The organism is Tabrizicola sp., from assembly GCF_041913445.1.
Taxonomy (GTDB): Bacteria; Pseudomonadota; Alphaproteobacteria; order Rhodobacterales; family Rhodobacteraceae; genus Tabrizicola.
The window spans coordinates 1-9690 of the sequence record NZ_JAYSFG010000044.1 but is presented as its reverse complement, the minus strand read 5'-3'; the positions used below and the strand labels follow the sequence as shown (position 1 = coordinate 9690).

Genomic DNA, 9690 nt, shown 5'->3' with positions numbered 1-9690 from the left:
CCGAGATGGTGATGCCGGGCGACAACCTGAAGTTCGAGGTCGAGCTGATCGCCCCCATCGCGATGGAAGAGAAGCTGCGCTTCGCCATCCGTGAGGGCGGCCGCACCGTCGGCGCAGGCGTCGTCTCGAAGATCATCGCCTAAGGCCTATTGCACTTCCGAAGGGCGGGTTGTATCAGCGCGCCCTTCGACCCCGACTACAGACTAACGAAACAGAACCTCTCGGGTGGGCGCCCAAGCCCCAGGCCGATGTTCTAAAGGGAAAAAACCGATGCAAGGTCAGACCATCCGCATCCGGCTCCGCGCGTTCGATTACCGTGTGCTGGACGCCAGCACCCAGGAAATCGTGAACACTGCGAAGCGTACCGGTGCCCAGGTTCGCGGACCCATTCCGCTGCCCAACAAGATCGAGAAATTCACGGTTCTCCGTGGTCCGCACATCGACAAGAAGTCGCGCGACCAGTGGGAAATCCGCACGCACAAGCGCCTGCTCGACATCGTTGATCCGACCCCCCAGACCGTGGACGCGCTGATGAAGCTCGACCTCGCCGCTGGCGTGGACGTCGAGATCAAAGTGTAAGGAGGGCAACAGATGCGCTCTGGAGTTATCGCAAAGAAGCTGGGCATGACCCGGCTGTTCCTGGCAGACGGCAAGCAGGTTCCGGTCACGGTCCTGCAGCTTGACAGCCTTCAGGTCGTGGCACAGCGCACCGCTGACAAGGATGGCTACACCGCCGTCCAGCTCGGCGCGGGCGTGGCCAAGGCCAAGCGGACCACCGCCGCTCAGCGCGGCCACTTCGCCAAGGCGAATGTCGCGCCGAAGCGCAAGATCGCGGAATTCCGCGTCTCGCCGGACTGCCTGATCGACGTGGGCGCGGAAATCACCGCCGACCACTACCTCGCGGGCCAGTTCGTCGACGTCGCCGGCACCTCGATCGGTAAGGGCTTCGCCGGTGCGATGAAGCGTCACAACTTCGGCGGCCTTCGCGCCAGCCACGGTGTGTCGGTTTCGCACCGTTCGCACGGCTCGACCGGCCAGTGCCAGGACCCCGGCAAGGTGTTCAAGGGCAAGAAGATGGCCGGCCACCTGGGTTCGGTCCGCGTGACCACGCAGAACCTGCAGGTCGTCCGCACCGACGCCGACCGCGGCCTGATCATGATCAAGGGCGCTGTCCCCGGGTCGAAGGGCGGCTGGGTCACCATCAAGGACGCCGTGAAGAAGCCGGAAGCCAAGGACGCCCCGCGTCCGGCCGCGATCCGCACTGCTGCTCCGGCTGCCGCTGGCGCCGAAGGGGGTGAAGCATGAAACTCGATGTGATCAAGCTGGACGGCAAGAAGGCCGGCTCCATCGACCTGGACGAAGCGCTGTTCGGCCTCGAGCCGCGCGCCGACATCCTGCACCGCGTGGTCCGCTGGCAGCGCGCCAAGGCCCAGGCCGGGACGCACTCGGTCCTCGGCAAGTCGGACGTCAGCTACTCGACCAAGAAGATCTATCGCCAGAAGGGCACCGGCGGCGCTCGCCACGGCTCCAAGAAGGCCCCGATCTTCCGTCACGGTGGCGTCTACAAGGGCCCGACCCCGCGCAGCCACGCCCATGACCTGCCGAAGAAGTTCCGCGCCCTCGGGCTGCGGCACGCGCTCTCGGCCAAGGCCAAGGCGGGTGAGCTGGTGATCCTGGACGCGGCCACGCTGGCCGAGGCCAAGACCGCCAACCTCGCCAAGATGAAGTCGGAGCTCGGCTGGAAGCGCGTCCTGATCATCGACGGCGCTTCGGTCGACGCGAACTTCGCCCTGGCCGCCCGCAACCTGGAGGGCGTTGACGTCCTGCCGACCATCGGCGCGAACGTCTACGACATCCTCAAGCGTGATACCCTGGTCATCACCAAGGCCGGTATCGAAGCCCTGGAGGCTCGCCTGAAATGAGCAAAGCACCGAAATCCGCTGCGGCCCTGAAGCCGGAGCACTACGACCTGATCAAGAAGCCGGTCATCACCGAAAAGGCCACCATGGCCTCGGAGGCGGGTGCCGTCGTGTTCCAGGTCGCGATGGACTCGACCAAGCCGCAGATCAAGGAAGCCGTCGAGGCGATCTTTGGTGTGAAGGTGAAGGCGGTGAACACCACCATCACCAAGGGCAAGGCCAAGCGTTTCCGCGGTCGCGCAGGCGAGCGCTCGGACAAGAAGAAGGCCTATGTCATGCTGGAAGACGGTCAGACGATCGACGTGACGACTGGTCTTTGAGCTTCGGCCTGGAGTGAAATGAGAGAGCCCCTGCCGGAAGGCGGGGGCTTTTTGCGTGGCATCAAGGTGTCTCCTTTCCACTTCGCCAAAAGCCTGTACCCAATTGTGTTATTGGTATATCGGTTTTGCCGTCCGAAAGTTCAGCATTCTCTGGCGCATAGTCGAACGCCCACAATGCTAGCCTAAGGCCATCACGCATCCCTTCTGCCTTTGCCACATCTGCAATTCGTCCCTGCATAAATTGAATTTCACCGGGGTCAAAAAGCGCGGTGAGAATTAGTCTCCAGACGCCCATTCGCGGCATTAATCTAAGTTGCCGATCATGGACCTCCCTGTCCCAAATTCCATATTGATAAAGTAGTTCATCGATCCGTGGGTCACTTTGAGGCAATCGAGAGCGCCACCTCAGCCTATCGCGTGCGCGCATAACATCCCATCTTGGGTCTATCTCTCTCCACCTTTCGAGCTCATTGAGATCGAGGCCATCCACTGAGATCTTTGCAGAAATTTCGTTCGCAACTGCCTCTAAATCCAAAATTGCTGTATCTAACTCTTGGTTGGACTTAACGCCGTCATCCTGATAACCATGCTCACTCCCGCGGAGGCGTGGTGCAACACTATCCCTTAGCCGAAAGTACTCGTTAACAAGAGCCTTCTGATCCTCGACCCAATTGTCCCATTCGCTATCTGAAATCTCCTCAAGATTTGCACATGAGGCATATATGAGATCAAGTATAGCTTCGCGAGACTCGTCGCGCCGTTTCCTGTCGTCTGCCGGCATTCTGGAATTCATCTCGAGCCAGATATCGTCCTGCGTAATGGTCATAGTTCAATCCTAACCTCTTCTGGCAACATAGGGCTCCGCGAAGCCTTATGATACCTGCGATGATCGTTGGGGTTTCTAATCATACTGCGATTGCCCTGGGGCGTGCGGTGAAGTCTTGGGGCTGTTACATCAACCTCGCAAACGTCTTGAGCCCTTAATAGATGTTCTGGGAGGGCTGACACTTATGCTTTTAGCGCCAAAGAGTTGGATCTGTACGGCATAACGCCTTGCTTCCTCTTCGGTCTGAAACAGCTCATAAATCCTTGATCGCCCGCTGCCGTAGCCGAGCGTCTTACGAAATGAGCCGAACGGTTGCTCAACAAGTGAGTCAAACCTTTCATCATCTTCTGGTTTTTCAGCAGAAACTACCCAGCGGTCCTGTCGAGGTGACACCATGTCAAGCTCCTTTATCGGCTCCTATCCGGTACGATACATGAGTTCCTGAATGAAAGAAGCGACTGTGCCTCGTTCGCGCGATGCCGGCGGTTCGCGCTGGACCGAGTGAGTTTACGCACTTGAGTGTTCTTGCACGACGCCTGCTCTGGGCGAGTGAGCGCTCAAGTTTCAATCTTTCGCACGAAACCGACCAGAGAAAATCAACTCCTCCCCCTTGCCACCCCCACCCCCCTCTGCTACTCCCGCGCCACGCCAGAAGCCCCGGATTCGTCCGGGGCTCTTGGTTTGTTCGTTCCCGATGCAGCCGCAAACGGAGCAAGCACCTAATCGGGGATCTTCGGAGCCCTTCACCGCCGGGTGGCGACACCCGTGCAAGCAAACGGAAGACAGGAAACATGGCACTCAAGTCGTATAAACCGACGACGCCTGGCCAGCGCGGGCTGGTTCTGATCGACCGTTCGGAGCTGTGGAAAGGCCGCCCGGTCAAGCACCTCACCGAGGGTTTGAACCGTTCTGGCGGCCGGAACAACACCGGACGTATCACGATGTGGCACCAGGGCGGGGGCGCGAAGCGTCTCTACCGGGTGGTCGATTTCAAGCGTCGCAAGTTCGATATCCCGGCGGTCGTCGAGCGGATCGAATATGACCCGAACCGCACCGCCTTCATCGCGCTGATCAAGTATCAGGACGGTGAACTGGCCTACATCCTCGCGCCGCAGCGCCTGGCCGTGGGCGACCAGGTCATCGCGGGCGCGAAGACCGACGTGAAGCCCGGCAACGCGATGCCGTTCTCGGGCATGCCGATCGGCGCGATCGTGCACAACGTGGAACTGAAGCCCGGCAAGGGCGGCCAGCTGGCCCGCGCTGCAGGGACCTACGCCCAGTTCGTCGGCCGCGACGGCTCCTACGCGCAGATCCGCCTCTCGTCGGGCGAGCTTCGCATGGTCCGTCAGGAATGCATGGCCACCATCGGTGCCGTGTCGAACCCCGACAACTCGAACCAGAACTTTGGTAAGGCCGGCCGCATGCGGCACAAGGGCATCCGCCCGACTGTCCGCGGCGTCGCGATGAACCCGATCGACCACCCGCATGGTGGTGGTGAAGGCCGGACCTCGGGCGGCCGTCACCCGGTCACCCCGTGGGGCAAGGGCACCAAGGGCAACAAGACGCGCAAGCCGAAGGCTTCTGACAGCCTGATCGTCCGCTCGCGCCACGCCAAGAAGAAAGGGCGTTAATCCATGGCACGTTCCATCTGGAAAGGCCCGTTCGTCGACGGCTACGTCCTGAAGAAGGCCGAGAAAGCCAAGGCTGGCGGCAAGGCGGAAGTGATCAAGATCTGGTCGCGCCGCTCCACCATCCTGCCGCAGTTCGTCGGTCTGACCTTCGGCGTCTACAACGGCAAGAAGCACGTCCCCGTTGCGGTGACGGAAGAAATGATCGGCCAGAAGTTCGGTGAATATTCGCCGACGCGGACCTACTACGGTCACGCCGCCGACAAGAAAGCGAAGAGGAAATAAGCCATGGGTGCGGAAAAGAACCCCCGCCGCGTGGCGGATAACGAAGCGATGGCCGTGCTGCGCATGCTGCGCACGTCCCCGCAGAAGCTGAACCTGGTCGCGGGCATGATCCGCGGCAAGAAGGTGGACAAGGCGCTTGCCGACCTGACCTTCTCCAAGCGCCGCATCGCCGGTGACGTGAAGAAGTGCCTGCAGTCGGCCATCGCCAACGCGGAAAACAACCACAACCTCGACGTCGACAGCCTTGTCGTGGCCGAGGCCTGGGTCGGCAAGAACCTGGTGATGAAGCGGGGCCGTCCGCGGGCTCGTGGCCGGTTCGGCAAGATCATGAAGCCGTTCTCGGAAATCACCATCAAGGTCCGTCAAGCCGGGGAGACCGCGTAATGGGACAGAAGGTTAACCCGATCGGGATGCGCCTCCAGGTCAACCGCACCTGGGACAGCCGCTGGTTCGCCGAGTCGAAGGACTATGGGAACCTCCTGCTGGAAGACCTCCGCATGCGCGAGTTCATCCACAAGGAGCTCAAGGCCGCCGGCATCAGCCGCGTGATCATCGAGCGTCCGCACAAGAAGTGCCGTGTGACCATCCACACCGCACGTCCGGGCGTGATCATCGGCAAGAAGGGCGCGGACATCGAGACGCTTCGCAAGAAGCTTTCGGCGTTCACCAAGTCCGAACTGCACCTCAACATCGTCGAAGTCCGGAAGCCGGAACTCGACGCCCAGCTGGTGGCCGAGTCGATCGCCCAGCAGATGGAGCGTCGCGTGTCCTTCCGTCGCGCGATGAAGCGTGGCGTGCAGAACGCGATGCGGATGGGTGCGCTCGGGATCCGCGTGAACGTCGCCGGCCGTCTTGGCGGCGCCGAGATCGCCCGGACCGAATGGTACCGCGAAGGCCGCGTGCCGCTGCACACGCTCCGTGCCGACATCGACTATGCGCTGTCGGAAGCCGAAACCCCCTACGGGATCATCGGTGTGAAGGTCTGGATCTTCAAAGGCGAAATCCTTGAGCATGATCCCCAGGCCCATGACCGCCGCCTGGCCGAAGCCGCCGACGGCCCGGCCCCCCGTGGCCCGCGTCGCGACCGCGAACGCGCCTGAGGAGTGAGAGAAGATGCTGCAACCTAAGCGCACCAAGTATCGCAAGATGCACAAGGGTCGCATCCATGGCGAAGCCAAGGGTGGGTTCCTGATCAACTTCGGCTCCTACGCCCTCAAGGCGACCGAGCCCGAGCGCGTCACCGCGCGGCAGATCGAAGCGGCCCGCCGCGCGATCACCCGCCACATGAAGCGTCAGGGCCGGGTCTGGATCCGGATTTTCCCGGACGTTCCGGTTTCGGCGAAGCCCGTCGAAGTCCGGATGGGCTCGGGCAAGGGTTCGACCGACTACTGGGCCTGCAAGGTCAAGCCGGGCCGGATCATGTTCGAGATCGACGGCGTGAACGACGAGATCGCGCGTGAGGCCCTGCGCCTTGGCGCGATGAAGCTCCCGGTCACGACCCGCATCGTCGCGAAGGAAGACTGGTAAGGTTCGGTGCGCTGTAGCGCACCCTACATTCGGCCCCCGCTGGAAACGGCGGGGGTCTTTTCAATGGGAGGAATGCTCCGATGATGAGCGGACCGTATCTAGACCAGGTGGGATGGAAACGTGTGGGCGAACTCGGATGGATGCGGCTAAGCGAATGCGGCGATACCGGCTTTTGGCGTGGCGCTGCGTTTCTGTTCAAGACGCCCGACCTTGGTCTGAATGGGCGACAAGATCAGTATGCGATGGCTGTAGAGATTCCGGGCAGCGAAACGCTTGCCTTCATGTCCGATGAGGGTTTGCTCTGGGCCCATGGCCTTGACCAGCTCCCCAAAGAGTCAAACTACAACGGCGCCCCATACACGCTGTCCGCGGCTTGGTTGCGTCGCAATCTGTCCTGCTTGGGGAAAATCGGCGATCCAGACGATGTCTGGTGTGCGAGACGCGTTATGTTCGCGCCGGTGTCGGAAAGCAGACAGCACTAACTTAGAAGGCACGCGATCGGCTGCATTTCTCAAGGAGTGCGCGCCCCGGTGGCTTTGTGCTCCACCAGATAGCGTGATAGGCCAAAGGCACCTTTGCGCAGGACCCCCACCGTGCCCGACATCATCTCCCTCTTCGTCACCCGCCTCTACCGCGCCAAGTTGAACGAGTTGGCCAAGAAGAAGGTCGACTACGACGAGTTGCGCGTCACCTGCGAGACCGTGGCCGAGGATGACGAGGCCGGGCAAGAGTGGTGCGAGGCGAACGGCTATCCCGGCTACACCTCCTATGCCTCGCTGAACGACCTGCCCTGGCGGATGCCGATCTTCGGCGATCTGGAAAAGGCGCTGGACCGCCATGTCGCGGCCTTCTGCACCGACCTCGGTTTCGATCTGGGCGACAAGAAGCTGAAGTGCAATTCCCTCTGGATCAACATCCTGCCCGAAGGCGGCACCCACGCCAGCCACATCCACCCGCATTCGGTGATCTCTGGCACCACCTATGTCGCGATGCCGGAGGGGACCTCGGCGCTGAAGCTGGAGGACCCGCGCCTGCCGATGATGATGCTGGCCCCCGTCCCCCTGAAAACCGCGCCGCAAGAGCTCCAGCGTTTCGTCTACGTCAAGCCGGCGGTGGGGGAGGTGCTCCTATGGGAAAGCTGGCTGCGCCACGAGGTGCCGATGAATATGTCCGAGGAGGAACGGATCTCGGTCAGCTTCAACTATGGGTGGGCTTAGGATGTCAAAGCAGCTTTTTGCCCTTCAGGATGCCAAAGAAATGGCGAGCATCCTTCGCTCAGCACAATGCTTTCAACGGTACGACAAGATTGCACATGAATTGCTTAGTGAGCTGCTCGTAGCAATCGCAACTGGCGGGGAAGTGGTTGGTGGAAACAATCTTGGCTCTGACGTGTGGTCGGAGACCTATGGCAGGATCGAGGTTAAGTCGAGAATTCTCGGGACCGACGGTCCATTCCCGCGTGTCTCTTTAAGACAAAGCAACATGGACAAAGCTGATTACTTTGTCGCTGTCCGATGGACCAAGAAGTTCGAACTTCATGGCGCATTTATGCTCCCGAAGCCGGTCGTTCAGAAGTTGTATGATGCAAAGGTGCAGAAGAGCGGCACGGCTCACATCGCTTGGGCCGAGTGGGTCGGACAGCCAGGTTCAAGGGACATCACCGACATCTGCAGTGCTGCACTTTCTGCGTGACCTGTTTGCCCCCCAACTTCCCCCTTGCCCCCCGCCGTCTTCCCCCCTATACGGGCGCATCCGCGATTCCGGGGTGACTCGGCGTCGGCGGATTGTCATTGATCCGCCAGGTCCTCGGTGACCCCCCAAGGGGCCGACTGGCGATTGTGAAAAGGAAAGACCGGCATGAAAGCCGAAGAACTGCGTTCGAAGACGCCGGACCAGCTGCGTGACAGCCTGGTTCAGCTGAAGAAGGAAGCCTTCAACCTGCGCTTCCAGCAAGCGACCAACCAGCTTGAGAACACCGCCCGCATGCGTGCCGTCCGTCGCGACGTCGCCCGCATCAAGACCGTTCTCGGCCAAAAAGCCGCTGAAGCTGCGAAGTAAGGGGAAAACCAATGCCGAAACGCATCCTGCAAGGCGTCGTCACCTCGGACAAGAACGAGCAGACGATCACCGTTCTCGTGGAACGCCGCTTCAAGCACCCGCTGCTGCAGAAGACCGTCCGCAAGTCGAAGAAATACCGCGCCCATGACGCGGAGAACAAGTTCAAGGTCGGCGACGTGGTCCGCATCGAGGAATGCGCCCCGATCTCGAAAACGAAACGCTGGACCGTGGTGACCGAAGCTTCTGCTTAAGTCACTCCGGTCCCGAACGAAACCCCAGGGCTTGTCCCTGAAGGTCGGGAGACTTTCAAATGATCCAGATGCAGACGAATCTGGATGTCGCTGACAACTCCGGCGCTCGCCGGGTGCAGTGCATCAAGGTTCTTGGCGGTTCGCACCGCCGTTATGCTTCCGTGGGCGACATCATCGTGGTGTCGGTCAAGGAGGCGATTCCGAAGGGCCGCGTGAAGAAGGGGGACGTCCGCAAGGCCGTCGTCGTTCGCACCGCCAAGGAAGTCCGCCGTGAAGACGGCACCTCGATCCGTTTCGACCGCAACGCCGCCGTCATCCTGAACAACCAGGGCGAACCGGTCGGCACCCGTATCTTCGGGCCGGTCGTGCGCGAGCTGCGTGCCAAGAACTTCATGAAGATCATCTCGCTGGCTCCGGAGGTGCTCTGATGGCTGCCAAGCTGAAAAAGGGTGACACGGTCGTCGTGCTCACCGGCAAGGACAAGGGCAAGAAGGGCGAGATTTCCGCCGTCATGCCGTCCGAGAACAAGGCCATCGTCGACGGCGTGAACGTCGCGATCCGCCACACCAAGCAGTCGGCGTCCTCGCAGGGCGGCCGGGTGCCGAAGGCGATGCCGATCGACCTGTCGAACCTCGCCATCGTGGACAAGAACGGCAAACCGACCCGCGTGGGCTTCCGCATGGAAGGCGACAAGAAGGTCCGTTTCGCCAAGACCACCGGGGAGGCGATCTGATGCTCGACCAAGCCACCTACACGCCGCGTCTGAAGGCCGTCTACAAGGACAAGATCCGCGCCGGCATGAAGTCGGAATTCGGCTACAAGAACGACATGCAGATCCCGCGTCTGGACAAGATCGTCCTGAACATGGGCGTCGGC

General features: G+C 61.1%; 17 protein-coding genes and 2 pseudogenes. 18 read left to right on the top strand and 1 reads right to left on the bottom strand.

What is annotated here, in order from left to right; translation table 11 throughout:
- The 5 genes and pseudogenes from tuf to ACE3Q6_RS21995 all read left to right on the top strand — a co-directional run.
- Nucleotides 1-143, top strand: a pseudogene (tuf, locus tag ACE3Q6_RS22015) (elongation factor Tu); the annotation flags it as partial.
- A gap of 127 nt (nt 144-270) precedes the next feature.
- A complete protein-coding gene (gene rpsJ / locus ACE3Q6_RS22010; protein ID WP_149589319.1) occupies nt 271-579 on the top strand; it encodes a 30S ribosomal protein S10 in 309 nt (102 codons plus the stop codon).
- Nucleotides 580-591: 12 nt separating this feature from the next.
- Nucleotides 592-1305: a 50S ribosomal protein L3 gene (rplC, locus tag ACE3Q6_RS22005; protein WP_374437222.1), complete on the top strand. Its 714-nt coding sequence runs from the start codon at nt 592-594 to the stop codon at nt 1303-1305.
- Nucleotides 1302-1922 carry a 50S ribosomal protein L4 gene (rplD, locus tag ACE3Q6_RS22000; RefSeq protein ID WP_374437220.1) on the top strand — a complete coding sequence of 207 codons (621 nt, stop codon included), beginning with the start codon at nt 1302-1304 and terminating at the stop codon, nt 1920-1922. The genes rplC and rplD overlap by 4 nt, the downstream gene beginning before the upstream one ends.
- Nucleotides 1919-2239 (top strand): 50S ribosomal protein L23, encoded by a 321-nt coding sequence (locus ACE3Q6_RS21995; protein ID WP_374437218.1) that lies wholly within the window; start codon nt 1919-1921, stop codon nt 2237-2239. The genes rplD and ACE3Q6_RS21995 overlap by 4 nt, the downstream gene beginning before the upstream one ends.
- Before the next feature lie 61 nt (nt 2240-2300).
- On the opposite strand, the gene ACE3Q6_RS21990 is transcribed toward ACE3Q6_RS21995, so the two are convergent.
- Nucleotides 2301-3065 (bottom strand): hypothetical protein, encoded by a 765-nt coding sequence (locus ACE3Q6_RS21990; protein ID WP_374437216.1) that lies wholly within the window; start codon nt 3063-3065, stop codon nt 2301-2303.
- A 791-nt stretch (nt 3066-3856) separates the two neighbouring features.
- Here ACE3Q6_RS21990 and rplB point away from each other — a divergent pair.
- The 13 genes and pseudogenes from rplB to ACE3Q6_RS21925 all read left to right on the top strand — a co-directional run.
- Complete coding sequence (rplB, locus tag ACE3Q6_RS21985; protein WP_149589314.1) at nt 3857-4696, top strand: 50S ribosomal protein L2; 840 nt, start codon at nt 3857-3859, stop codon at nt 4694-4696.
- A 3-nt stretch (nt 4697-4699) separates the two neighbouring features.
- Nucleotides 4700-4978 carry a 30S ribosomal protein S19 gene (rpsS, locus tag ACE3Q6_RS21980; protein ID WP_374394209.1) on the top strand — a complete coding sequence of 93 codons (279 nt, stop codon included), beginning with the start codon at nt 4700-4702 and terminating at the stop codon, nt 4976-4978.
- A gap of 3 nt (nt 4979-4981) precedes the next feature.
- Complete coding sequence (gene rplV, locus ACE3Q6_RS21975; protein ID WP_137110185.1) at nt 4982-5362, top strand: 50S ribosomal protein L22; 381 nt, start codon at nt 4982-4984, stop codon at nt 5360-5362.
- Complete coding sequence (gene rpsC / locus ACE3Q6_RS21970; protein ID WP_374437213.1) at nt 5362-6078, top strand: 30S ribosomal protein S3; 717 nt, start codon at nt 5362-5364, stop codon at nt 6076-6078. Before rplV ends, rpsC begins: the two co-directional genes overlap by 1 nt.
- Before the next feature lie 13 nt (nt 6079-6091).
- Nucleotides 6092-6505, top strand: a complete 414-nt coding sequence (rplP, locus tag ACE3Q6_RS21965; protein ID WP_374437210.1) for a 50S ribosomal protein L16 — start codon at nt 6092-6094, stop codon at nt 6503-6505.
- Between the two features lie 80 nt (nt 6506-6585).
- The gene (locus ACE3Q6_RS21960; RefSeq protein WP_374437208.1) at nt 6586-6987 is read left to right on the top strand and encodes a hypothetical protein; all 402 of its coding nucleotides are present in this window, start codon (nt 6586-6588) and stop codon (nt 6985-6987) included.
- A 111-nt stretch (nt 6988-7098) separates the two neighbouring features.
- Nucleotides 7099-7722 carry a TIGR02466 family protein gene (locus ACE3Q6_RS21955; RefSeq protein ID WP_374437206.1) on the top strand — a complete coding sequence of 208 codons (624 nt, stop codon included), beginning with the start codon at nt 7099-7101 and terminating at the stop codon, nt 7720-7722.
- A 1-nt stretch (nt 7723) separates the two neighbouring features.
- Nucleotides 7724-8197, top strand: coding sequence for a hypothetical protein (locus tag ACE3Q6_RS21950; RefSeq protein ID WP_374437204.1), 474 nt, complete (start codon nt 7724-7726; stop codon nt 8195-8197).
- A gap of 165 nt (nt 8198-8362) precedes the next feature.
- Entirely contained in the window at nt 8363-8563 is a 201-nt protein-coding gene (gene rpmC, locus ACE3Q6_RS21945) for a 50S ribosomal protein L29 (protein ID WP_137110190.1), read from the top strand.
- Between the two features lie 11 nt (nt 8564-8574).
- A complete protein-coding gene (gene rpsQ, locus ACE3Q6_RS21940; protein ID WP_374437201.1) occupies nt 8575-8814 on the top strand; it encodes a 30S ribosomal protein S17 in 240 nt (79 codons plus the stop codon).
- Nucleotides 8815-8873: 59 nt separating this feature from the next.
- Nucleotides 8874-9242 (top strand): 50S ribosomal protein L14, encoded by a 369-nt coding sequence (gene rplN / locus ACE3Q6_RS21935; RefSeq protein ID WP_023666245.1) that lies wholly within the window; start codon nt 8874-8876, stop codon nt 9240-9242.
- Complete coding sequence (gene rplX / locus ACE3Q6_RS21930) at nt 9242-9547, top strand: 50S ribosomal protein L24 (protein ID WP_374437197.1); 306 nt, start codon at nt 9242-9244, stop codon at nt 9545-9547. The genes rplN and rplX overlap by 1 nt, the downstream gene beginning before the upstream one ends.
- Nucleotides 9547-9690 (top strand): annotated as a pseudogene (locus tag ACE3Q6_RS21925) (50S ribosomal protein L5); the annotation flags it as partial. The gene rplX and the pseudogene ACE3Q6_RS21925, both read left to right, overlap by 1 nt.